22 protein-coding genes are annotated in these 25,595 nt (G+C 39.5%); all 22 read right to left on the bottom strand.

The features are described 5' to 3' along the window. Positions 1-11: 11 nt before the first annotated feature. Entirely contained in the window at positions 12-272 is a 261-nt protein-coding gene (locus H5S39_RS10000; protein ID WP_182595310.1) for a KH domain-containing protein, read from the bottom strand. Between the two features lie 12 nt (positions 273-284). Then, positions 285-560, bottom strand: coding sequence for a 30S ribosomal protein S16 (gene rpsP / locus H5S39_RS09995; RefSeq protein ID WP_153930095.1), 276 nt, complete (start codon positions 558-560; stop codon positions 285-287). A gap of 99 nt (positions 561-659) precedes the next feature. Next, positions 660-2,105, bottom strand: a complete 1,446-nt coding sequence (gene ffh / locus H5S39_RS09990) for a signal recognition particle protein (protein ID WP_182595309.1) — start codon at positions 2,103-2,105, stop codon at positions 660-662. Next, positions 2,106-2,447 carry a putative DNA-binding protein gene (locus H5S39_RS09985; protein ID WP_182595308.1) on the bottom strand — a complete coding sequence of 114 codons (342 nt, stop codon included), beginning with the start codon at positions 2,445-2,447 and terminating at the stop codon, positions 2,106-2,108. It lies immediately after the preceding gene. Positions 2,448-2,459: 12 nt separating this feature from the next. Next, complete coding sequence (ftsY, locus tag H5S39_RS09980) at positions 2,460-3,950, bottom strand: signal recognition particle-docking protein FtsY (RefSeq protein ID WP_182595307.1); 1,491 nt, start codon at positions 3,948-3,950, stop codon at positions 2,460-2,462. Positions 3,951-3,970: 20 nt separating this feature from the next. Continuing rightward, the gene (gene smc, locus H5S39_RS09975) at positions 3,971-7,534 is read right to left on the bottom strand and encodes a chromosome segregation protein SMC (RefSeq protein WP_182595306.1); all 3,564 of its coding nucleotides are present in this window, start codon (positions 7,532-7,534) and stop codon (positions 3,971-3,973) included. A 16-nt stretch (positions 7,535-7,550) separates the two neighbouring features. Further along, positions 7,551-8,252 carry a ribonuclease III gene (gene rnc / locus H5S39_RS09970; protein ID WP_182595305.1) on the bottom strand — a complete coding sequence of 234 codons (702 nt, stop codon included), beginning with the start codon at positions 8,250-8,252 and terminating at the stop codon, positions 7,551-7,553. 171 nt (positions 8,253-8,423) lie between these two features. Next, positions 8,424-8,678 (bottom strand): acyl carrier protein, encoded by a 255-nt coding sequence (acpP, locus tag H5S39_RS09965; RefSeq protein ID WP_182595317.1) that lies wholly within the window; start codon positions 8,676-8,678, stop codon positions 8,424-8,426. A gap of 36 nt (positions 8,679-8,714) precedes the next feature. Then, positions 8,715-9,746, bottom strand: a complete 1,032-nt coding sequence (gene plsX, locus H5S39_RS09960; RefSeq protein ID WP_182595304.1) for a phosphate acyltransferase PlsX — start codon at positions 9,744-9,746, stop codon at positions 8,715-8,717. A gap of 15 nt (positions 9,747-9,761) precedes the next feature. Beyond that, on the bottom strand, positions 9,762-11,798 hold the full coding sequence (gene recG, locus H5S39_RS09955) for an ATP-dependent DNA helicase RecG (protein ID WP_182595303.1): 2,037 nt from the start codon (positions 11,796-11,798) through the stop codon (positions 9,762-9,764). Between the two features lie 157 nt (positions 11,799-11,955). After that, positions 11,956-13,665 (bottom strand): fatty acid kinase ATP-binding subunit FakA, encoded by a 1,710-nt coding sequence (fakA, locus tag H5S39_RS09950; protein WP_182595302.1) that lies wholly within the window; start codon positions 13,663-13,665, stop codon positions 11,956-11,958. Positions 13,666-13,690: 25 nt separating this feature from the next. Next, entirely contained in the window at positions 13,691-14,053 is a 363-nt protein-coding gene (locus tag H5S39_RS09945; RefSeq protein ID WP_003663831.1) for an Asp23/Gls24 family envelope stress response protein, read from the bottom strand. Positions 14,054-14,275: 222 nt separating this feature from the next. After that, positions 14,276-14,461: a 50S ribosomal protein L28 gene (rpmB, locus tag H5S39_RS09940; RefSeq protein ID WP_003663833.1), complete on the bottom strand. Its 186-nt coding sequence runs from the start codon at positions 14,459-14,461 to the stop codon at positions 14,276-14,278. 141 nt (positions 14,462-14,602) lie between these two features. Continuing rightward, positions 14,603-15,265, bottom strand: a complete 663-nt coding sequence (locus H5S39_RS09935) for a thiamine diphosphokinase (RefSeq protein ID WP_182595301.1) — start codon at positions 15,263-15,265, stop codon at positions 14,603-14,605. A gap of 66 nt (positions 15,266-15,331) precedes the next feature. Beyond that, positions 15,332-15,985 carry a ribulose-phosphate 3-epimerase gene (rpe, locus tag H5S39_RS09930; protein ID WP_182595300.1) on the bottom strand — a complete coding sequence of 218 codons (654 nt, stop codon included), beginning with the start codon at positions 15,983-15,985 and terminating at the stop codon, positions 15,332-15,334. A gap of 10 nt (positions 15,986-15,995) precedes the next feature. Next, entirely contained in the window at positions 15,996-16,886 is an 891-nt protein-coding gene (gene rsgA, locus H5S39_RS09925; RefSeq protein ID WP_182595299.1) for a ribosome small subunit-dependent GTPase A, read from the bottom strand. A gap of 12 nt (positions 16,887-16,898) precedes the next feature. Continuing rightward, the gene (gene pknB / locus H5S39_RS09920; RefSeq protein ID WP_182595298.1) at positions 16,899-18,803 is read right to left on the bottom strand and encodes a Stk1 family PASTA domain-containing Ser/Thr kinase; all 1,905 of its coding nucleotides are present in this window, start codon (positions 18,801-18,803) and stop codon (positions 16,899-16,901) included. Positions 18,804-18,806: 3 nt separating this feature from the next. Then, complete coding sequence (locus H5S39_RS09915; RefSeq protein WP_182595316.1) at positions 18,807-19,547, bottom strand: Stp1/IreP family PP2C-type Ser/Thr phosphatase; 741 nt, start codon at positions 19,545-19,547, stop codon at positions 18,807-18,809. Positions 19,548-19,554: 7 nt separating this feature from the next. After that, entirely contained in the window at positions 19,555-20,904 is a 1,350-nt protein-coding gene (gene rsmB / locus H5S39_RS09910) for a 16S rRNA (cytosine(967)-C(5))-methyltransferase RsmB (protein WP_182595297.1), read from the bottom strand. Next, positions 20,897-21,850, bottom strand: a complete 954-nt coding sequence (gene fmt / locus H5S39_RS09905) for a methionyl-tRNA formyltransferase (protein WP_182595296.1) — start codon at positions 21,848-21,850, stop codon at positions 20,897-20,899. Before fmt ends, rsmB begins: the two co-directional genes overlap by 8 nt. A 17-nt stretch (positions 21,851-21,867) precedes the next feature. Then, positions 21,868-24,297 carry a primosomal protein N' gene (priA, locus tag H5S39_RS09900; RefSeq protein ID WP_182595295.1) on the bottom strand — a complete coding sequence of 810 codons (2,430 nt, stop codon included), beginning with the start codon at positions 24,295-24,297 and terminating at the stop codon, positions 21,868-21,870. Continuing rightward, positions 24,298-25,503 carry a bifunctional phosphopantothenoylcysteine decarboxylase/phosphopantothenate--cysteine ligase CoaBC gene (coaBC, locus tag H5S39_RS09895; protein WP_182595294.1) on the bottom strand — a complete coding sequence of 402 codons (1,206 nt, stop codon included), beginning with the start codon at positions 25,501-25,503 and terminating at the stop codon, positions 24,298-24,300. Between the last annotated feature and the right edge of the window lie 92 nt (positions 25,504-25,595).

Raw genomic sequence — 25,595 nt, 5'->3', positions numbered from 1 at the left:
GAGTTTTAAATTTAGTGACGATGGTCATTAATCAATAACCGGACTCTCTTAGAGTTAGCCCGTCGTGATTGGGAACCCTCGACTACCGTCCGCAATGCCGCAGCAACATGTCCTTGTCGGCCGATTAAACGTCCAACATCGCTAGGATCAGTATCAATTATGTAACGATGGTAGCGACCATCACTATGCTGGGTAATTGATAATGCTTGCGGGTGCTTTAATAACGGGGTCACTAAACTACGAATTAACGACTCTATATTTGTCTCAGCCATGATTAACTATCACTACTTCTTTGCGTACTTAGCTTCGTGGTACTTCTTCATAACGCCAGCTGCTTGAAGCATGTTACGAACAGTATCTGAAGGTTGAGCACCTTTTTGTAACCATTCCATAACAGCGTCTTCATCAAACTTGACTTCTTTAGGAGTAGTCAATGGGTTGTAAGTACCAACAGCAGTAATAAAACGACCATCACGTGGGGCACGTGAGTCAGCTACAACGATCCGATAAAATGGACGCTTCTTGGAACCCATACGCTTTAAACGAATTTTAACAGACATTCTTTGCACCTCCCTGATTTCTTTTAACAGATAATAATATACCAGTGTTCAAATAGAATGTAAAGTATTTTTTCTTGACAGGCTTAATTTTTCTCAAAATTATTTCTTTTTTCGTAGTTTACGGAGTTTCTTAATCCGCTTCTGCTTATCTTTTTTCATTTTCCGGGCCATCCGGCTCATTGCCATTTGTCCCATTTTACCGCCTGGCATCTGTCCGCCAAACATATTTTGCATTCCACTTAGATTACCGTTAGTAACTTGTTTCATCATTTTCCGCATTTGATTAAATTGTTTAATCATTCGGTTGACTTCAACAATTGGTCGACCTGCACCAGCGGCTAATCGACGCCGGCGACTTGGGTTCATCAGATCAGGATTTTCCCGTTCTTCTGGAGTCATGGAAAGAACGATCGCCCGAATGTGGGCAAATTGCTTTGGATCAAGGTTAAGATTCTTTAAGGCAGGATTATTTGCCATTCCTGGCATCATTTTTAGAATATTCTCAAGTGGGCCCATCTTGGTTACTTGGTCCATTTGCGCTAGGAAATCATTATAATCAAACGTATTCTCGCGCATCTTATCCATGGTTTCTTGCGCTTGTTCTTCATCGAAATTCTTTTGCGCCTTTTCAATAAGGGTCATCATATCGCCCATGCCTAGGATACGCGATGCCATTCGGTCAGGATGGAACACATCAAGGTCTTCCATCTTTTCACCCTCACCGACAAATTTGATTGGCTTGCCTGTGACAGCACGGATTGACATGGCAGCCCCACCACGAGTATCACCATCTAATTTGGTTAGAACTACCCCCGTAATGTCTAACTTATCGTCGAAACCTTGCGCCGTATTAACTGCGTTTTGCCCAGTCATGGAATCAATAACAAGCAAAATTTCGTTTGGGTTAACTAATTCCTTAATATTTGCTAGTTCGTCCATCAACTGCTCATCAATTTGCAATCGCCCAGCTGTATCAATAATGACATAATCATTATGATTTTTCTTAGCGACGTCCATCCCTTCACGAACAATCTCAACCGGATCAACGTCTGTTCCCTTCTCAAAAACAGGAACATCAATTTGGTCAGCCACTTGCTGTAACTGGGTAATTGCGGCTGGACGGTATACATCGGCCGCAATAAACATTGGCCGAGCATGACTTTCATTCTTTAAGCGTAGTGCTAATTTACCCGCAGTAGTAGTTTTTCCGGCCCCTTGAAGACCAACCATCATAATCACCGTTGGAATGTGCGGAGCCTTATTGAGGGGAACTGCTTCTTCCCCCATTAATTTAGTTAATTCTTCATTAACAATTTTAACAATCTGTTGCGCCGGATTTAATCCTTTTAAGACTTCTGCACCAGCTGCTTTTTCGCGCACCGTCTTAACAAAGTCTTTAACAACTTTAAAGTTTACGTCAGCCTCTAAAAGGGCAAGACGAATTTCACGCATTGTTTCCCGAAGATCGGCTTCAGTAACTTTCGGTTTCCGTCGTAATTTTTCCATCGCCTTTTGCAGACGATCAGTTAAACCTTCAAATGCCATTTATTCTTCCTCCAAGCTTTCCAGATGATTTACCAAGTGATTCAATGTCTGGTCATCCGGATAGTATTTATGAACGTATCGTTGAATCCGATCCGCCTGCCGATTACGAACCTGAAATTCAGCATACAAATGCAATTTAGCTTCATAATCCTCTAAGATACTTTCAGTTCGCTTGATATTATCATAGACTGCTTGACGACTAACGTTAAAATTTTCTGCGATTTCGCCAAGTGAATAGTCATCACGATAATAAAGTTCAAGATAATCATTTTGTTTTTTTGTCAGTAGGGGTTGATAAAATTCAAATAACGAATTAATTCGGTAGTTCTTTTCAATTTCCATCTAACCACCTACTTAATCTACTTCTACAAGTCCTTTAAATAAACCATAGACAAAGTCACTTGCGTCAAATTTCTGCAGGTCATCAACCTTTTCTCCAAGGCCAACATACTTAACTGGCAAATGTAATTCATTGCGAATAGCAAGAACAATTCCACCACGAGCAGTTCCATCAAGTTTAGTCAGGACAATTCCCGTAACATCGGTACTCTCTTTGAATAGCTTTGCCTGGTTAAGCGCATTTTGACCCGTTGTTGCATCAAGCACTAATAAAACTTCGTGCGGTGCCGATGGGATTTCCCTAGTAAGAATCCGTTTCATCTTAGCTAACTCGTTCATCAAATTAACTTTATTTTGTAGTCGTCCTGCCGTATCAACAAATAAGACATCATAATCTTCTTCCTTTGCCTTCTTTACAGCATCAAAAACTACAGCTGCCGGGTCACCATTTTCTGGTCCCGTTACGATATCAACATCATCACGCTTAGCCCACACATCCAATTGTTCAGTAGCTCCCGCGCGGAATGTATCAGCAGCCGCTAGCAAAACTTTCTTTCCTTGCTTTTTAAATAATGCAGCCATTTTACCGATTGTCGTGGTCTTTCCGGCGCCATTAACCCCCACAAACATAATAACTGTAGGACCTTCTTTGGCCATTGCTAAATCAGGATTTTCATCTTGTCCGGCCTCATCATAGAGATCAACCATTTTCTCGATAATAACATTTGAAACATCCTGTTTACTTTTAGCATTCTGCAATTTAACTTCTTCACGTAACTCATCACTAAGTTTCATCGCCATGTCATAACCAACATCTGACTCAATCAGCATATCTTCAAGGTCATCAAAAAAGGCCTCATCTACATGACGGAAATTAGCCAAGAATTTGTTTAATCGGGCCCCAAAGCCTGTTCGCGACTTTTCTAAACCACGGTCGTATTTTTCAGTCGTTTCATCTTCATTTGAAGTAGCTGAATCAGCACTGGTTTCTGCTGATGATTTACTATCGGCAGCAGGAGTGGTTTGATCAGTTAAATTTTCTGCTACTAAGGAAGTCTCTTTAGTTTGATCCTCACTAGCCGGAGTTGCCTCTTGCTCAGTAGAACTACTAGACTCTTCTTCAGTAGAATCTTGAGAACTTTCTGCTGAAGCTATTCCTATTTGGTCACTAGTTTCCGCTTCTGATTGTTTATTAGACTCTGAATCCGCTGAAGCCTGATCTGTCTGATCTTCGCCAACTCCTTTTTCAACACCGTCATGAAGCACCTCTTTATTCCCATTCACATCGATTTTTTCTTCATGACTTACAGCCGGTGGTATATTTACCGGTACTTCCGCCTTATCCGTTGCCGACAGAGCATCATCGCTTACCGCCGATGTATCCGCAACCGTACTTGCTAATTCAGTTTCACTTGTTGACGTTGCAGATTGCGAATCAGCACTAGATGTACTTGAAACATCATCTTCTTTTTTCTTGTGACGACGAAAAATATCAAATAATCCCATATTAATACCTCCTAATAAAACTAATCATTATCTTCTTTAAGAGTATCCACGACATCTACTGAAACCATCTTTGATACGCCAGATTCTTGCATTGTTACACCATACAACACATCAGCCCCCATCATCGTCCCTTTACGGTGAGTAATCACAATAAACTGGGGTCCCGTTGTACCAAACTGGCTAAGGTAGTTAGCAAATCGTTGTACATTTACCTCATCTAATGCAGCTTCTGGTTCGTCAAGAATAGCAAATGGTACTGGACGCACTTTAAGGATAGCAAATAAAAGCGTAATTGCAGTTAAAGCACGCTCCCCACCTGACAATAGGGATAAATGCTGATTCTTTTTTCCTGGTGGCTGGGCCATAATATCGACACCAGTGGTTAATAGGTCATGAGGGTCGGTTAGAACAAGCTTAGCATGTCCACCGGCAAAGATTTGCTGGAACGTTTCATCAAATCTTTGGGAAACCTGGTTAAAAGTATTAATAAACCGGTCTTTTACCTGTGCATCCATTTCTCCCATTGTTTGGTTAAGCTGTTGACGTGAAGCTAACAAGTCATCTTGTTGTCCCTTTAGGAAATCATACCGTTCCCGGACTCGTTGATACTCTTCAATCGCCCCGGTATTCACTTGACCAAGATCATCTAACCCTCGCTTTAATAACTTAAGTCGCGTATGCAAAGTCTGATCATCAAGAGAACTCATTTGTTTACGAGCTTCTGCCAAAGTCATTGAATACTGGTCAGTTAACCGGTTTAAACATTGGTCAATCATTGCCTCGCATTTTACTCGCTCTTCATTCAAACTATTACGATCATCACGCGCAACTTGTTGCAGTTCTTGCAAACGATCATGATGTGCTTCTGCTTTAGATAATTGCTGTTCAAGCTGGTCAAGACTTATTCCATTATCAGCTAATTGTTGTTTAGCCGTTGCTCGTTCTTGATTTGCAATATTAAGCGCTGCTTGGGTAGATTCTTCACTCGTTGATTGATTTTCAGACTCATGCGTCAATCGTTCAAGATCACGCTCGACTACTCGTAGTGATGATTGTATATCACGCACTTGCTGCTGATAGTCATTTGCTTGACGGAGATATTGTTGACGGCGCTCTTCTGCCACCGCAAGCCACTGTTGCATTTGCGCTAATTGTTCCGCCTGTGCAGATGCATTATTTTGTAACTCATCAATTTGTGTAAGAATAGTATTAATTTGGGCTTTAACATTCTCTAAATCTTGCTGAGCTTGCTTTTCCTGCGCCTTATTATGTTGTACCTGAGTTTCATAATCATGGTGCTGCGTTCCCTGTTGTTCAGCTTGCAACTCTAATGCTTTAACCCGGTTTTCTAATGTTTCTCGCTTACTTGCAATAAGGCGGCAATTGCTTTGCGCTTCATGAAGGGTTGTCTGCTGTTTACGCAATTGATCTTGGTAATCAGTAATAACCTGATCATTTGCCTGCTGAGCTTGCTGTAGTTTAGCTACTGTTTGTTCCAGCGAACTTGCAAGTTGCTGCTGACTGGTTAACTCATTCTCAAGTTGTTTTGCCATTTGTTTTTGGCTCAATAACCCGGTTTGACGATTTCTCGTTGCTCCTCCAGTCATCGCCCCGCTCGCATTAATTAGTTGCCCATCAAGTGTAACTACCCGAATTAAGTGGCGCCCTGCTTTTGCAATTTCAGTTGCATGATCAAGATTATCAGCAATTACTGTTGTACCTAGTAAATGGTCGGCAATTATTTGAAATTGTGGATCATAATTAATTAGGTCTGTTGCTCGTCCCAAGTATCCTGGCATCCCTTTTAGCTGTTGCCAAATGTTTAATGTTCGACGATGCTGCAAAGTATCAAGAGGTAAAATAGTTACACGCCCTGCGCGGGTTTTTATTAGGAAATTAATTATCTTTTTAGCAGTGATTTGCCGATCAACCACTAATTGTTGCAATTGCCCGCCTAATACCGTTTCAACAGCAACCGTATAGTTAGCAGGCACTTCAAATAATTCACTTACTGCCCCTGCTAGTCCTGAAAATTGTTTTCGCTGCCGAAGAACACTTTGCACCCCACGGTAGTAACCGCTATATTCATCGGCCATCGACTTATAAGTATTAATCCGCGATTTAAGGGACCGCACATCTCCTAATGCTTGATACCACTTTCGCTGGCTATTTTGGTACTGCTGTCCTAATTCATCATGACGGTGTTGCTCCTGTTTTAACTTTTCTTCAACCGCAGCCGCCTTTTGGTTCATTGCTGTTGTTTCTGCTTTACCTGCATTATATTGCTTAATAATCGTCGTTAATTCAGCCCTAGCATTTGCTAACTCGGCAGTACTTTGCCGTTGTGAAACAACCGCTTGCTCATGGTTACGCGATAAAAAGGATTGTTGGTTATGAATTGTCGTGATCTGTTGCATTAAGTCAACTTGATGATTCCGTAATTCATCTACCTTTTGATTTAATTTAGTAATTCGTTCACTACTACTCATCTTTTTAGCGGCATCAAGCTCTTCTTGGCGGCTTTTAATTGCTGCTTCTTGTTTATCAATTTGTTCCTGTACCACCCGCTGCTGATCTTTTAACGTTTGTAGCTGGGTATCTAATTCTTTTTGTTGTGTCTTAAGACGACGTTGCTCGCTTTCCCGTTGTTCGCGACGAACACTTGACACTGATTGCTGATTTTTAAGTTTAGCAATCATCTCTGTCTTATTAAGGATAATTGCCTGTAATCGATCCTTGGTCGCTGTTAGCTCGTGACGCTTTTGCTTTAGGCTATCTAGTTGCTGACTATCTCGATCTGCTTGACGCTTGTAATCATTAACTATTGTATTAGCCTGTTTTAGTTTTGTTTCCAAGCTAATCAGTTTTTGATGATAATTATCATACTGTCGAACAGTCTGTGTCCGATCAAGGATGTCAAATTGCTTTTTCTGTTCTAAATAATCCTGGGCAATTGCGCTTTGTTCTTCTAAGGGTTCAATTTGCTTTTCCAGCTCGCTAATAATATCATTCACCCTATTAAGATTTTCCATCGTCGTTGCCAAACGTTTTTCAGCAATTTCTTTATTTTTCTTATATTTAGCAACCCCAGCAACGGTTTCAATAATTCCACGCCGATCTACAGCTTTTCCGTTAAAAATTTCTTCAATTCGTCCCTGCGAAATAATTGAGAATGATTCACGACCTAATCCAGAATCGATAAATAAATCCGTAATATCTTTCAGGCGGACATGCTGATCGTTTAGTAAATATTCACTATCACCATTACGGTAAATTTTTCGCGTAATCGTTAATTCAGTAAAATCACTTGCAAGATAATGGTCACTATTATCTAACGTTATCGAAACAAGCGCACGATTAAGCGGCTTTCTATCTGATGAACCGTTAAAAATAACATCTGCCATCCGATCTCCACGCAGGTGACGCGCTGATTGCTCGCCCATCACCCACTGAATTGCCTCAATAATATTACTCTTACCACTACCATTAGGGCCGACAATCCCAGTCATCCCGGGTTCAAATTTAATTGTTGTTTTTTGGGCAAACGATTTAAACCCATCTAAAGTTAATGATAATAATTGCATCAGTTGTTCCTACTCACTATTTATTTTTATTACGCAACTTATCAAGCGCTTGTTGTGCAGCTTGCATTTCCGCGTGTTTCTTTGAAGATCCCTTACCTTCACCAATGACTTTTCCATTAGCTGTAACGTTAACATTAAATTCTGGATCGTTTTCCGTTCCACTTTCCTGCAATAGATGGTATTCAATATCAATATCCCCATCACGTTGTAAGAATTCTTGAAGACTCGTCTTAGCATCAACTGCATGATCAAACCAGCCCATGTCAAGCTTTGGGAAAATAATCCGTTGAACAAATTTTTCAACTGCAGGACGGCCTTGATCTAGGTACAATGCACCAATAAAGGATTCAAAAATATCACAAAGAAGGCCCGGTCGCTCTCGTGCTCCAGCCATTTCTTCACCATGCCCTAGTCGAATATATTGGTCAAAATGGCATTCCTTCGCAAATTTTGAAAAACTATCCTCACAAACCATTGCCGCTCGTAAGCGAGTAAGCTTTCCTTGTGGTAATTCTGGAAAACGTTTATAGATATACTCTGAAACGATCAGTTCCAACACGGCATCGCCAAGAAATTCAATCCGCTCGTAAAACTTTAGTCCTTGATTTGGATGTTCATTTACGTATGAGGCCTGCGTAAAGGCTTCAGCTAATAGAGATGGATTATCAAAATGAATATTAAATTCCTTGGCCAAGTAGTCTTGTAATTCTTCGATCATAAAAAATTCCTTTCATTGATTAACTAAATACTAACAAAATGTCTATCGCCTATTATACTAGACAACCAGCGTTTCCGCAGAGAAAATTAATGAATATTAAGGATTTACTAAAGCCCAGAACATTGATTCCTCAATATCCTGGGCTTTTTAAAACAATTAGCATCTCAACTACTAGTCCGCAGTATGTGTAGCGATATAGTCAACTACCTCACCAATTGTGCTGAGCTTCTCAGCATCTTCGTCATCAATCTCTTCACCAAAAGTATCCTCTAATTCAAGAACAAATTCAACAAAGTCAATTGAATCAGCATCTAAATCCGTCTTTAAGTTTAAATCATCAGTAATCTTGGCCCGATCAACGTCAAAATGGTCTGCAACTATTTCTGAAACCTTATTAAAGATTTCTTTTTTCTTATTATCAGCCATCATTATTAACCTCTCTTTATTAGTTTGCTATTTATTCTATTCGTTTTTTGTCACATTGTCTAGATTTTCGGAATCATCAAAAAATTCTACAGTTTTTTCAATTACACCGGTCTTAATCATCGTTCTAATCTGACTAATTGTATTTTTCACTGCCAGTGCATCTGATGAACCATGCGTTTTTACTACCGGCGCCTTCAAACCTAATAAAACAGCTCCACCATATGTCGAAGCGTTCATCTTTTGACCAATTTGGTGAAAGATCGGCTTTAGCATTAAATAACCTAGCTTAGCACGTAAACCACCATGTAATATTCCATGTTTTATCAAAGTCATCATCATTTTGGCTGTACCTTCAGTTGCTTTTAAAGCTGCATTAGCCGTCCAGCCATCACTTACAACAACATCAGCACTACCAAATAGTAAATCTCCTGATTCAATATTACCAATAAAGTTTAAGTCATCTTTGCTATTAAGAATTTGCCAAACATCCTTATGTAATTTATCGCCTTTATCTTCTTCAGCACCATTATTTAACAGCGCAATTCGCGGATTTGCAACACCTAATACATTTTCCGCATAAAATTTACCAAGATATGCATATTGCTCAAGGTTCTTTTCTTTGCTTTCCGCATTTGCACCAGTATCTAAATAGACAAAACTATGCCGAGCTGAACCTGGTTTTGCAATTGGTAAAATACTAGTTAAACCAGGGCGGTCAATTCCCTTAATCCGACCGACAATAAAGAGTCCAGCTGCTAAAATTGCCCCAGTATTACCAGCTGAAAAAAAGGCATCTGCATTTCCTTCCTTAACGGCAGTAGCTGCACGAACTATTGAGGAATCTTTTTTACGGCGAATTGCTCGAACGGGTTCTTCTCCCATGGAAATTTCCTCCGTCGTTGCAATAATGTTTAACCGCTCATTATTTTTTATTAATGGCTTAACCTTTTCTAAATCACCATAAAGATCAAATTCAAGATCCGGGTAAAGATCACGAGCTTGTTCAACTCCTTCAATAATTACTTGTGGGGCATTATCGCCACCCATTGCGTCAACCGCAATCTTCATAATGCATTCTTCCTTTCAATCAAAATGTGTTTCTAATTCATGCCGCTGCAAGTACAAAACAAGTGGCTGGTTTTCATCAATATTATCCCAATTAGGTGTCGCTAAAAGATTACCAGCATCAGCTCGTGCTATTTGCAACATTTTTAAATCGGCAATTGGATCGCCAACTTTAAACTCTGGCATTCCCGATTGTTTTTTTCCTAAAACATCTCCAGAACCACGTAATTTCAAATCTTGTTCTGCAACTTTAAAGCCATCGTTAGTTGCTACCATTGTTTTCATCCGTGCCTTTCCCTCATCAGTTTTGGGATCAGCAATTAATAAGCAATAACTTTGTCGATCTCCTCGTCCTACTCGACCACGCAATTGGTGCAACTGGGCTAATCCAAATCGATCCGCGTCAAAAATAACCATAATTGTTGCATTAGGATTATCAACCCCCACTTCAACTACCGTGGTTGCAACTAGGACTTGAATCTTACCAGCTTTAAATTGCTGCATTGTTTTGTCTTTTTCATCGTTTTCCATTCGGCCGTGCAATAACCCCACTTTATAGTCGGGTTGTAAATCAGCTGATAGTTGCTGAAAAAGATCAGTCGCATTTTGGACATCTAATGCCGTAGACTCCTCAATTAACGCACTAACGACATATGCTTGGGCACCTTTTTCTAATTGTTCCCGCAAAAAATGAATAGCTTCAGCATGCTGGTTAGATTTTAACCACTGTGTTTGAATTGGCTTTCGTCCTGCTGGCATCTGATCAATTACTGAAACATCCATCTCGCCATAATTAGTAATAGCAAGTGTGCGCGGAATGGGAGTAGCTGTCATCGCTAGAACATCTGGGTGATCTCCCTTTTCACGAAGTCGTTGGCGCTGGTTAACTCCAAACCGATGCTGTTCGTCAGTTATAACTAGACCTAGATTAGCATATTCAACATCATCTTGAATCAGGGCATGTGTTCCTATAATCAGGTTTACATCGCCACGCTTCATTGCCGCTATTAAGCTTTGATGCTGCTTTACCGTAAGGGCACCTGTTAAAAGTGCTACATGAACATGCGTCCCCGCAAAAACACGTGATAACTTTTCCGCGTGTTGAGCTGCTAAAATTTCTGTTGGAGCCATCAATGCTGCCTGGTATCCAGCGGTTACAGCAGCATATATAGCAATGGCAGCAACAACCGTCTTTCCTGACCCGACATCCCCTTGAAGTAAACGGTTCATTTGATATGGTTGCCGCATATCTCGACAAATTTCGTTAACCACTTTCTTTTGCGCATCTGTCAATTCAAATGGTAAATTAGCAATAAATTCTTTTAATTCATCATTATGATATAAAATTCGATTACCATCTTCTTGACGATGTGCACGACGAATTGCTTGTAAGCGCAACTGAAAAAGGAAAAATTCTTCATAAGCTGCGGTTCGCCGGGCAGCTTTAGCAGTCATTTGCGTTTGGGGAAAATGAATCTCCTTAATCATTTGTCGCCGATCCATAAGCCGATACCGTTGCCGAAGAGCTCTTGGGAGATAAGTTGGAATTATATTACCGTATTCCTCGTAAGCTTGACGAATAAAGCTTTGCAAAACACTCTGACGAATATGCTTATTAACTGAGTATACCGCACCGAATTCATTTTGCTGGTCAGCTTGTTCTTTGATTAATTTATTTGCCGTTATTTGCCTGCGAGTGGCATCCCACTTGCCCATCACTGTTACTTGCTGATTTAAAGTTACCTGCTTTTTTATGTAAGGCTGATTAAAAAAAGTAACAACAATTACTTCACGACCTATTTGCATTCGAAAGCTGAGACGATTACGCCGATAACCATAATGCGTTAGAAGTGGTTCAGAAACAACGATGCCCTGCAAAGTAATCTTTTGCTTATCTTTCGCACTTGTAATATCAGTAGGTGTAAAGTCATTATAGCGAGTCGGATAATACGTTAACAAATCTTCAATTGTATCTATTCCTAACGTTGCTAAATCAGCTACTCTTTTAGGTCCGACGCCTTTTAATTTGGTAACCGAATCCGTTAAGCTACGCACTTCTTTCACCTCTTTATAAATCCATCTAATGGTTAAAATAAGGCTGGGAAAAAACTAAAAAGTTTTCTCTCAGCCTTTTTCCACTATTAAAAAACAAGACTCAAGGCTAAATCTAAACCATAGCTTTTACTAAATCACTTCAATAGTGAAACAAATCCTATTCAACAGAAATTAAATATGGGTAAACAGGCTGGCCACCGTCATAGATTTGAATATCTAATTCATCATCAACTTCTTCAACCGCTGCTTTGATTTCTTCAGCAGTCGCTTGGTCACCGTCAGTTCCAAATAAAATTGTTACAATTTCACTATCCTCGTCAAGCATGGCCTTAACCATCTTAATTGCTGCTTCCTTTAAATCAGGATCAGTGTCAACAATTTTACCGTCCACTATTCCCATATAATCGTCTTTTTTTATCTCACGACCATCAATTGTTGTGTCACGAACAGCATTGGTAACCTCACCACTTGCAACACTGCCGAGATTTTCTTCCATTTTAGTCTGATTCTCGGTTAAGCTTGCCTCAGGATTATATTCCAGTAATGCACTCATAGCTTGAGCAATCGTCTTGCTATGAACAACCTTTGTTGGAATATCTGCTACATCAGCAGCCTGTTCTGCAGTCATAAAGATATTTCCATTATTAGGAAGAACTAACGCTTGTTTAGCACCACTATTATTAATTGCTTCTAAAATATCCTGAGTACTTGGGTTCATTGTTTGCCCGCCTGAAATGATGTGGGTAACGCCTAGACTCTTTAATAGTTTTGCAATTCCGTCGCCAGATGCCACTGCGATAACCGCCGTCTTAATCTCTTTATTTGTCTCTGCTACAGCCTTTGCCTTTTCAACCGGTGACTGATTATCAGCATTGTTTTCATCATTTTCCATGATTTCTTCTTGTTGCCAAACCATATTATGAATTTCAATCGTCTGTAAATCACCGAATTGCTGTCCCCATGATAATACCTTACCTGGGTGTTCTGTATGTACATGAACACGGACAACTTGGTCATCATTTAAGACAAGAAGACTATCACCAAGGTCAGCTAAATAGTTGTAGAAAGTATCATAATCAAACTTTTGCGTAACTTGCTTACCTTTGCCAATTCGCACTAACATTTGAGTACAGTAGGTATATTCGATGTCTTCAGGATTTAGCTTTCCCTGTACACTCTGATGATCCATTGCATGAACCATCTCATCAATCTCAGCATTATCAGGCTTATAGTCTTCACTCTTATCCACTCGCCCGCTTAAAGCTTCATCAAACGCACGAAGAACAAATACTAAACCTTGTCCACCAGAGTCAACAACACCAACTTCTTTTAATACTGGCAAGAGTTCCGGCGTCTTTTCTAAAGCTTTTTCACTAGCCTCATAAATTGCGTGGACAATTTCAACAAGATCATCAGTTTCTTTAACCTTATTCAAGCCTTCTTGAGCCGATTCACGAACAACTGTCAAAATTGTTCCTTCTGTTGGCTTCATTACCGCTTTATAGGCAGTTTTAGCACCATTTGCATATGCGTTAACAAAATCAGCAGCAGATAAAGCTTCCATTCCCGCCGTTGCCTTTGCAAAGCCACGAAAGATTTGCGATAAGATAACACCTGAATTACCACGTGCTCCCATCAGTAATCCCTTAGCTAATGCTGCACTAAGATCTCCCACTTTCTTGCTAGTTTCATTACGCTCATATTTGGCACCACTAGCCATTGAAGAAGTCATGTTTGTTCCGGTGTCCCCATCTGGAACAGGAAAAACATTTAATGAATTAATGAATTCAGCATTTTTACTAAGCTTATCTGCCGCTGCTTGAACCATTTTGCCAAATTCGAGGTTCGTAATTTTTGTTACAGCCAATTCGAAATTCCTCCCCAATGCTCTTTTAGTCTTCTAGTGTCCGTACACCTTGGACACATACGTTTACTGAGTTAGCCGTGATTCCGAGCATTGTTTCAAGATTATATTTTACTTTTGCCTGGACGCTCTTTGATACTTCTGAAATTTTAGTACCATAGCCAACAATAATGTTGACATCAACCGCCACTCCATTATCTTGTTGTCGAACAACTACACCACGTGCGAAATTTTCACGCCGAAGGATTTGATTTACTCCGTCTCGTAATGGATTTCGACTTGCCATTCCAACAACACCGTAGTTATCAGTAGCAGCACCACCAACAACTGATGAAATAACATCATTATCAATGTCAATTGTTCCTGACTTAGTTTTGATTTTTACTGCCATCGTCATGGCCTCCTTATAAAATACCAGTGTTAAAAATATACACCGTGTCATTACTGAACCTTGTAAAGGTAATCTTTATAAAGATTACGATTAAATCAATACCATCATACCATAGCATATTTCAGTAAAAAAGTAACCTACGAATATTTTTACAAATTGATGAAGGGGGTTAATTAATTAGCATAAAAAATAAGCCGCCCTACTGGACGGCATCATTTTTAATTAAACCCGAGTCACTTTACCTGACTTCAGCGTACGTGCTGAAACGTATACCTTCTTAGGCTTACCATTAACTAAAATGGTTACCTTTTGCAAGTTAGGCTTCCAGCTACGCCGACTTGAGTTAAGGGCGTGAGAACGCTTGTTACCAAATTGCGTCCGTTTACCGTTGATAAAATCTTTAGCCATTGGTGGTACCCTCCTCTTTGTTTCATATTTTTTCGTTTACGCAGAACTGCGATATAACTCACCTAATTAATCTACCATAGGCACCGCCACAATGCAAGATTTTTCTTTCAAGTAATTTTCCTTGACAGGTGTTCTATCCTTCTAATTGCCCAGTTTTAGCGGATCATTACATTGAATTACCGCCATAATTCCCTTTTTAAATGAAAAATGATTTTCTTCGGCAGTAAATTCATTACTAGTCCACGAAAACGGAATTTTACTATTCCAATCTATCAGTGGATACTTTTCATCCTGTAAAGTTAAACCTTCTACTGGCGTCAAATTAACAAACGCTAAGTACTTTTTCCCTTTTATATGCGAAATTGTATACCTTCCGGGAAGATAGTAAGCCATAATATTTTGACAATCAATAATCTTTATTCGTGTTAAGTATGGTCTAAATTCAGCTTGTAATGGCAGGAATATATTTGCTAATAAGTGATCTAACCGACCACCGGTTGCGCCAAAAATATCTATTTCATCTGGATTTTTATCCTGAGTGGCGAACCTTATTCCTAATTGAGTATCAGTATAATTTTTTTCGGGGGGATATACTTTTACTTGATGTAATGCATTTTCTAATCCCTGCAGTTCATTACTAGTAATTGAATCAAAATCGCCGACTGCAATCATAGGAACGATTCCCATTTTTAAGAGCGTCACTGCTCCCCGGTCTACGCCGACCCACTTTTCATTGCGGCGTTCATTAATTAACTTAGTTGGAACCATTTCAATCGGTCCACCAACAAGTACATTTACTCTCATTGCTTAACCTCTTTAAAAATATAAAAAAGAAGACAACCTAACGCCATCTCCTTTTTATAGTTAACATTACTTTGTAGCGTCTTCAAGAGCCTTGATACGTTCTGCAGGATTTTCTGCATTAAAGACATATGAACCGGCTACCGCAACTGTTGCCCCAGCCTTATAGCAATCAACAACTGTTTTATCGTTAACGCCACCGTCAACTTCAATGTCAAAGTTATAACCCTTTTCTTCTTTAATTGCATTTAATTGGGCAATCTTATCAACAGTCTCTGGTAAGAACTTTTGACCACCAAAACCAGGGTTTACAGTCATAACTAATACTTGGTCAACCATGTGTAGTACTGGCTCAATCATCGCAACTGGAGTCCCTGGATTAATAACAACTTCAGCCTTAACACCACCGTTTTTTATAATTTGAAGTGCACGATGAATATGTTGCGTAGCTTCGACTTGGACCCCAATAATATCTGCGCCAGCGTCAATAAACATTGGCAAGATATGTTCTGGTTGTTCAACCATTAAGTGAACATCCAAGACCATCTTTGTAATTGGGCGAATTGCCTTAACAAATCCAGGACCGTAAGAGATGCTTGGAACAAACGTACCGTCCATTACATCAATATGTAAATATTGCGCACCAGCCTTATCAACTTTTTCAATATCTTTTTGTAAGTTTACGTAATCTGCACTTAAAATTGATGGTGCAACTTTAATCATCCTAATTCCCTCATTTCTTATAATTTGGTTTCTGATTAGCAATCAATTCATGAAACTGAACGTAATCATCATACCGACTCCTCATGATTATACCATTGTTTAATGCTTCCTTCACAGCACATTGTGGTTCTTTTAAATGAAGGCAGCCACGAAATTTACAATTTGGCGCAAGCCGAGCCATTTCTGGAAATAAAAAGGGAAGGTCATTAACAGTCATATTAAAAGTCTCATAAGAAGAAAAACCTGGAGTATCAGCGATTAAAGCACCATTGACTTCTAATAAACTAACCTTCCGAGTGGTATGACGACCACGTTGAAGGGCTTGTGAAATCTCACCAGTGGCTAATTCAAGCTGCGGAGCCAAGTGATTAAGCAATGTAGACTTTCCAGCCCCTGTCTGTCCCATCATTGTTACAACTTTCCCTTTTAAATCCGCCGTCAATGATAATAATTGCTGTGGATCAAAAGGATTCCTGTTAGCAAAAACACGGTAACCAATCCTTTGATACCCCTCAATAATTGGTAAAAGTTGCTGGTATGCGTCTTCATCTAATAAATCCGTCTTTGAAAAATAAATCACTGGCGTAATCTTTTGGGCTTCTAAAGCAATCAATTGCCGGTCAAGCAAATTAGCTGAAAAAGCAGGCTCTTTAGCTGAAGTAACTACTACTGCCATATCAACATTGGCAACTGGTGGTCTTACCAATTGATTACGACGAGGCAGAATTTTTAGCAGGTAGCCTTCGCGTTGATTCTCTGCACTAAATTCAACATGGTCACCAACAACTGGCTTTATTTTTCGTTGGCGAAAGTTGCCACGTGCTCTTGTCCTATAGATCTTACCACTAGAAAAAATATCATAAAATCCACTTAACGATTGTTGAATAATTCCAGTTTTCAAACTGCACCTCCATTATCCTGTAATATTTGTTGCACTCATAATTGTTCGTCCATTGCGCACTACCCGATAAGCACCGGTTTGACCCTGCTTAAGGGTAAATGGCACGTTAATTGTTGTTTCTTGATTAATTGTAATGTCTTGATATTCCATTGTTAAATTATGATTAGCATCGCGAATATAAACTTGAACACGGTTTTCGCGCTGTCCACCATTTCCATCGAATGGAATATTAATTTGAATATTTGTTGTCTTCGTCTGATTACCAGAATTAGCAATTGAAACAGTAAGGGTATCGCCATGATTTAGGGTTGATCCTGCACGTGGTGTCTGACTGACAACGTGATTTGTCGCAATTGTCTTTGACTTTTTCTCTTGTGTTGTTAATTGTAGTTTATTTTTATTTGCAAATTGCTGTACGACACTGATATCTTGATTCTTAAAGTCAGGAATCTTAATCGGCTCCTTGCCAGCGCTCACTTGAAAGACAATCGTATCAGAGGCCGTTTTGATAATCGTTCCTTTTTTATGGTTCTGTTTAATAATTTGTCCCTTATCTACATCATCAGAGTAAACACTTTCTTTGTGTACCTGAAATCCCTTGCGCCGTAAGTTTGCGGCAACAGAAGAATAATTTTCACCAACATAATCAGCCATCCGCCATTGTTTTACCCCAGTGCTTACCACTAGATTTATCGGTGTACTTACCCGCGTCTTATGATTTGCATCTGGTGTTGTTTCTACAACATGATTTTTATCAACTGTCTGGCTATAAATCCGCGTAATTTTTCCAATCCGAAGATCTTGGCGGCGCAATTTTTGTTCAGCTTTTATAACTGACATTCCTTCAACATCTGGCGTAATTACCTGCCGGATAAAGAACCACCAACCACCAATAAGCAACATAATTACAATAATTATGCTACCACAAATAATGCCGTATTTCTTCCACCATGGTTTAGAATCACGTTTTGATGATTGTTTGGCCGGTTCTATATTAGCAGACTGCTTATCATCGCTTTTTAATTTTTTTATATCTAATATTTTGGTTTCTCCATTATCATCTTGTTGAAGATTTAACCGTGGTTCATTTGCGCGCTGTGGATCAAGAGTTGTTTTTAAGTCCGTTGCCATTTCAGTAGCTGAACTATACCTACTTGACGGTTCTTTTGCAGTCGCCTTAATTATTACATTTTCTAATGCTTGTGGAATCGCCTTATCTTGTTTGCGGACTGACGGGATTTCTTCACGGAAGTGTTTTAATGCGATTGATACGGCAGTTTCACCCTCAAATGGAACTTTACCCGTCAATAATTCAAATAAGATGATCCCTAATGAATAGATATCAGACTGCTTAGTTGCAATGCTTCCCCGTGCCTGTTCCGGCGATAGGTAATGAACAGAGCCCATTAATGTATTTGTTTGGGTTAATGAGTCTTGCGATACAGCCACTGCAATACCAAAATCAGTAATCTTTACGTTCTTGTTCTCATCAATTAATATATTTTGTGGTTTTAAGTCACGATGGATAATTCCGTGGGCGTGCGCAGTAGCAACAGCCGAGAGTACTTGTTCCATGATATCAATAACTTGCGGTAGAGGAATAGGGTAGTGCTCTTTGATATATGCTTTTAGATCAGTTCCCTTTACATACTGCATGACCATATATTGTAAGCCGTGATCTTCACCAACGTCATAGATTCCAACAATATGTGGATCATTAAGCTGAGTTGCAGCCATTGCTTCACGGTGAAAGCGCCGTTTAGTATTTGGATCATCACGTAAGTCAAGACGTAATAATTTTACAGAAACATCACGATCTAACACGATATCATGAGCTAAATAAACATTTGCCATTCCACCTTCGCCAAGTGAACAAATTATCCGATAACGGTGACCAATTTCATATCCAGGATTCATGTCTTATCCCTCCTGGTCACTATTAATTCCGATTAAAACAGTAATATTGTCCGGACCGCCTGCCTTATTTGCCATTGCAACTAATCGTGCACACTTTTCTTGCAATGAAACTGACTGTTCAAGTACCGCAATAATCTGATCTCTTTCAACAGTTTTAAATAAACCATCAGAACACATTAATAATTGATCGCCTTCATTTAAATCAAAACGATTTACTTCGATTTGTGCATCTGATGAGATCCCAATTGCCCGGGTAATAATATTGCTTTGTGGTAATTTCAAAGCTTCATCTTCAGAAATATCGCCAGTTTTTACTAACTCGTTTACTAGGGAATGATCAACTGTTATTTGCGTTAATAAATTTTGATGGAGGATATATCCACGACTATCACCAATGTTAGCGACAACTACTGCATCTTTAAATGCGATTGCAGCAACCATCGTGGTTCCCATCCCCTGTAACCGAATACTTCGTTTAGATTGTGCCAAAATCTGACCATTAATTAGCTGTGTTTCACGAGCAAACCACCGAATCCCTTCAAGCGGAGTCTGTGGAGGCTCTTCTTTAAAGCGGTTACCTAATACAGTCACTGTATACTCCGCTGCAACATCACCGCTACGATTACCACCAATTCCGTCAGCAATAACCATTAATTGGTCACCATGACTATTAGTAAACATATTAACCCGGTCTTGGTTTTGCTTACGCTGGTGACCAATATCTGTTTGATAAGCAACTTTCATCAATTTATTATAGTCCCTTCTTAAGGCTGCTGATAAAAAAGCCATCAGAGTCAAAGTCACTTGGCAAAATAGTTAACGTTGCCGAATGACGACCATCTTTAACTTTACGTGCCGTTGTCGTTTTAATTAATTTGAATTCTGGATGCTGGGAAAGGAAAGCCTTAACGGTTGCATCATTTTCCTGTTGTAGGATCGTACACGTGCTATAAGTGATTATACCGCCCTTTTTTACCTTTGATGCAACTGCATTTAAAATTGATAATTGAATTTGATGTAGCCGCATACTATCAGCAAGCTGTTTTGTATAGCGAATCTCTGGTTTTCGCCGTAATAAGCCTATTCCGCTACATGGTGCATCAACTAAGATTTTATCAAAACTTTCATCTTTAAATTGTTCATCAACTTTGCGGGCATCAAGCGCATAGGCATTCACCCTATCACTTACTCCCATCCGCTGTGCATTCTTCTCAATTAGCCTAACTTTATGCTGATGGATATCAAGTGCATCAACAAATCCGCCATTAGCAGGAGATAAATAAGCAGCAATTTGGACGGTTTTTCCGCCAGGAGCAGCACAAGCATCAAGAACTTTATCTGACGGCTTAATATTCATACTTTCAACAGCTAACATAGCACTTTCATCTTGAATAGTAATTTCACCATCACGAAATAGATCAGAAGTAACAACTTCGCCCTTTGTAATTACTAAGGCATTAGCTGCTACCTTGCTTTCATGATATTCGATGTTCATATTGTCTAATACTTGCTTAACCGCTGATACTGTTGTCTTAGCACGATTCACGCGAATAACTTGGTGAGCCGGCTCATTAATTGATCGTAAGATTTTGGCTGTAGTTTCTTTCCCGTATTGTGTCATTAACTCGTTAACCAGCCACTCTGGAACACTATTTTGAACGCTCAATCGTTGCGAATCATTTTCAATATTGTCTAAAGCCGGCAATCCTTCTCTTAATACTGCATGTAGTACACCCGTTACAAATTTACGAATACCAGGATTTCCACGTCGCTTTGCAATTTTAATACTTTCATCCGTAACTGCCCAATCAGGAACACGCTCCAAATAATGAAACTGATAAATAGCAGAAAGTAACAGCACCTTAACCCAAGAATCTAGCTTGCGATTATTAACAAAGCCATTTAGCCAGTACTTGAGTGTTAGTTTATGCTGTAAAACACCATAGACAATATTCGTTGCTAAACGCCGATCTTTATCCGCTAACGGGTACTTTTTTAATAATTGATCAAGCTGTAAATTTGAATAGGCGCCATTTTGTTCAACACGCTCAAGGGCAACCATAGCTAATTCACGAGCATTTTGAGGTTGGAATTTAGTCATTAGTGATAACTTGTCCTCCATCAACAATATTTTTGTGACCATTAAGATAAGCTGTAATATCCATCGCCTTTTTTCCAGCAGGTTTTAATTTATTTATCTGATAAACTGTCCCATTACCAGCCGCAATTGCCAATTGATGTTTAGTAACGCGAACCACTTTTCCAGGATCAAGCACTGTTTTTTCATCCAATGGCGTAACGTCATAAATTTTTGTTCGTAAACCATCAATTATCATATTACCTAGTGGAGCTGGTCGCAATCCGCGAACTTTGGCGTCAATTAGATCAGCAGGTAAGTGATAATCAATTTGCTCTTCCTCACTACTGATATTAGGAGAAAACACAACTTTATCAGGATCTTGTGCCACCGGATTAATATCACCACTGATAATTCGCGGAAGAGTATCCAATAACAAATCACGTCCTAAAATACTCAGCTTTTTAAACATTGTTCCGCTATCATCATCAGGCATAATAGGAATCGCCTTTTGCGCAATTATATCACCCGCATCCATCTTTTTTACCATATACATGATAGAAATACCGGTTTCTTTATCCCCATTAATAATAGAATACTGGATTGGCGCACCGCCACGATATTTGGGTAGTAAGGAGCCGTGAACATTAATTGCAGCAATTTTAGCAGCATCTAATAATTTAGTTGGCAAAAATTGACCATAGGCCGCAGTAATCATTAGATCTGGCTGTAATTCAATAATTTCATCCATTTCAGGACTCTTATTTAATTTTACGGGTTGTAGAATTTTAATATTATGCTCTTTAGCTAACTGTTTTACTGGTGACTCGTGAAGTGTTTTTTTACGACCAATTCGGTGATCAGGTTGAGTTAATACTGCCTTTACAGTATACGCTGGATTATCAATTAAACTTTGCAAAATTGGAACAGCAAATTCTGGCGTTCCCATAAATACGATTGATGTTGTCATTTTGAACATCCTTTCTTTTACATAAAGTATTGTGGATCTGGATCAATACTTACTTGAACATCCTTATAACCATGACTTTGGGTATCATGGAGGATTTTAAATAGTAAGTTATGAAGTTGGGGATCCTTTTTATATTTAATTACAATTTGATAGTAGTAACGTCTCTTCATCCTTGCAATCGCCCGTGGTGTCGGCCCAAGAAGGATCGTTGATGGCGCTATTCCTCTTCTCAGTTGCTCGTAAATCCGGACCATTGCCTTAGCTGCCTGTGCTTCTTCCGGATGACTTGCCATTAATCGAACGGTGTAATAATAAGGCGGATATCCTGCCTGGTGTCTTAAAGCCATCTCTTGGTTAAAGAATTGATCATAGTTATGATTCTTGGCATCTTGAATAGCATAATGATCAGGATTATAAGTTTGGATAACGACCTCACCTTGTTTGTTTGCTCGCCCAGCTCGCCCACTGACTTGGCTTAACAGGTCGAACGTCCGCTCACTTGCTCGAAAATCTGGAAGTCCTAATCCTGTATCTGCATTTAAGACCCCAACAAGTGTCACATTAGGAAAATCAAGGCCCTTAGCAATCATTTGAGTTCCTAATAAAATATCAGCTTGGTGTTGACCAAATTGTCGTAATAATTTGGCATGCATTCCCTTTCGTTTAGTAGTATCAACATCCATCCGAATTATCCGTGCTTGTGGTAAAAGTTGATGCAGCTCTTGCTCTACTTTTTCTGTCCCGGTTCCATAGTAACGAATCTTTCGACTATGACAATTTGGGCATTCGTAAGGGATCGGTTCCTCATGCCCACAGTAATGACATTTCATTGTGTGTGTATCCATATGAAGGGTCAACGAAATATCGCAATTAGGGCATTTTAAAACTGCCCCGCAGTCACGGCACATCATAAACGAAGAAAAGCCACGACGGTTAAGCATCAAGATACTTTGTTCTCTCTTTTGCAGGCGCTGGTCTAGCTTTCTTAGTAAAGATTGTGAAAAATTGCTTTCACCATACTTTTTTACTTCCTCTCGCATATCAACAATTTCAATTGGAGGAAGCGGTTGCTGATTTACCCGGTGACGTAAATGTAATAAATGATAAACTTTTTTAATTGCACGCGCCCGACTTTCCAAACTAGGCGTTGCTGATCCTAAAACAACTGGAGCGTGATTATATTTTCCGCGCCACTTTGCTACTTCACGAGCATGATAACGGGGTGCCTCATCTTGTTTATAACTAGATTCATGTTCCTCATCCAAAATGATAATCCCTAGATTTTTTAATGGCGCAAAAATAGCAGACCGCGCACCAACAACAACTCGCGCTTCACCGCGCTCAATCCGCCGCCATTCATCATAACGTTCCCCGTTTGAAAGGCTGCTATGAAGGACCGCAACTTTTGAACCAAATCGACGTTGGACACGACTAACTATTTGGGGCGTTAAAGATATTTCTGGCACTAGCATTAAAGCTGTCTTCCCCTGTTTAAGAGCATTAGCAATTGTCTGGAGATACACTTCCGTCTTACCGCTTCCTGTTACTCCCTGAAGTAAAAAAGTCTCTGGATCATGGTTATCAATTGCCTTATTAATCTCATCAACAGCATGTTGCTGCTCAGGATTTAAGTGTAATGGCGAATCTAAATGTTGGTTATCCAGTGAAGCCTGCATGCCTAGTGGATTACGATAAACCTCTATTGGGACTTTCTCTAACCATCCCTTTTTCTGTCCCTGATTAAAAGTTCCTGTTTTTAATCCGGTAACATGTTCGGCGTCTTTAATCTTAACAACTTGGCCAGTAATTGTTTGTAAGTATGAAATTAAGCGATTCTGTGCATGTGCATTTGGATGAAGTGAAGTCCGCTGTTCTTCAAGCTGCTCAAAATTTAGTATCGGCTTAATGCCAGTGACGGTCTTTACACGAGCTCGGTCCTCAACACGATAATCAATCGTAATCTTTCCTGCCCTTTGTAGTTGAAATAGTTTACTAATGATTGCCGGCTTATCTTGAACAGTTGCCATGTCCAATTCATCGCGCCCATGAAAAATATCAAACGCAACTTGTTCATCAACATCATCGATTATCCGAATTATCCGCGAAGTCTTAGCTTTTAATAGGTTTGGTAACATTGTATATAAACAAGAAATCCAAAAGGAATAGGTAGTATCAGCAAGCCATTTACTAAGAACCAATAATTCTTTATTAATGACCGGTCGTAAGTCCATCACCGCTTTAATTGGTTTAAGTTTTCCGTCATAATCAGTAGGCTGATCAAGGGCAACTACAAACCCTTGAACAGTTCGACTACCATTACCAAAAGGAACTACAACTCGGACACCAACCTGAATTTGTTTTTCCAGTGTCGACGGAATTTGGTAAGTATACGGTTGATTTGTCTGCATTGTTGGAACATCAACAATTACTTGTGCCAACTCGGGCATTTAATCACCTTGCTTTAATTTTAAACTAATTAATTCAATAAGTTGATTAGCAATTTGCATCTTTGATTGGCGCGGCCACTTTATTGGGTCTTGATTTTTTTGAAGAACCGTAACTTGGTTTTGATCACTACCAAACGCGCCTTGTGTGCCACCAACATTATTTGCAACAATCATATCGGCATTTTTACTGGTGAGTTTATTATTAGCATTTTGTAATAAATCATCTGTCTCTGCTGCAAAGCCGACCACCAATTGATCTGCTCGCTTCTTACTTGCAATTTCTTTTAAAACATCCGTTGTTTCAGTAAGTGATAGGCTAAAATTATAATTATTAGCACTTTTTTTAATTTTATGGTCGATAAATTCAACAGGCCGATAATCGGCTACTGCTGCCGCCATTATTAAAATATCCGCTGCAGCAAAGCGTTTTTGAAGGGCGTTGAAAAGATCTTCTGTTGTTGTAACGTGGACAATTTTGATTTGAGGCGATTGAGGAAGCTCAACAGAAACCTGTCCAACAATTAAAGTAACATCTGCACCGGCATGCGCGGCCGCATTTGCAATTGCAATCCCCATCTTACCAGATGAACGATTACCAATAAATCGAACCGGATCAATATTTTCTCGTGTTCCACCTGCAGTTATAATAACTTTTTTATTCTTTAATAAATCAGTATTAGCTAAAAAGTCAGCTATGTATCGGCAAATTGCTGCTGGTTCTGGCAACCTCCCCCGACCTGCATATCCTTCTGCTAAGCGTCCAGTTACCGGCGCCATTATATTGACGCCATCTTCTTTTAATTGTGCAATATTTCGTCGTGTTGCCGGTGCCATCCACATATGACTATTCATTGCAGGAACTACTATTTTAGGAGCAGCAGTGGCAAGAAGGGTGGTTGACACCGCATCATCAGCAATTCCTCCTGCCATCTTAGCGATTATATCAGCCGAAGCCGGTACAACTACTGCAAGCTCCGTCCAATCAGCCAATTCAATATGTGGAATGGGCGTTGAGTCTTCATCCCATAAATTCGTCAGAACCGGCTTTTTAGTTAAAGCAAATAGCGTTGCAGGATTTACAAGCTTGGTTGCTGCCTTTGTCATTCCAACACGTACTTCGTAACCACTTTTTTGAAGTTCCCGTACTACTTCAATTCCCTTATAAGCAGCGATACTACCAGTTAAATATACTGCAATCCGTGTCATTTTTTCACCTCAGGCAAATTATTTTTCTAATTGATTATAGCATTTAATTATTAGCAACTGAACTTGTCCGAACAAAAAAAGGGCTAGTGACA

This window comes from Limosilactobacillus rudii (genome assembly GCF_014145455.1).
GTDB classification, from domain to species: domain Bacteria; phylum Bacillota; class Bacilli; order Lactobacillales; family Lactobacillaceae; genus Limosilactobacillus; species Limosilactobacillus rudii.
Note: the sequence above shows the minus strand (reverse complement) of the source record. Positions and strands in the feature narration are given on the sequence as shown.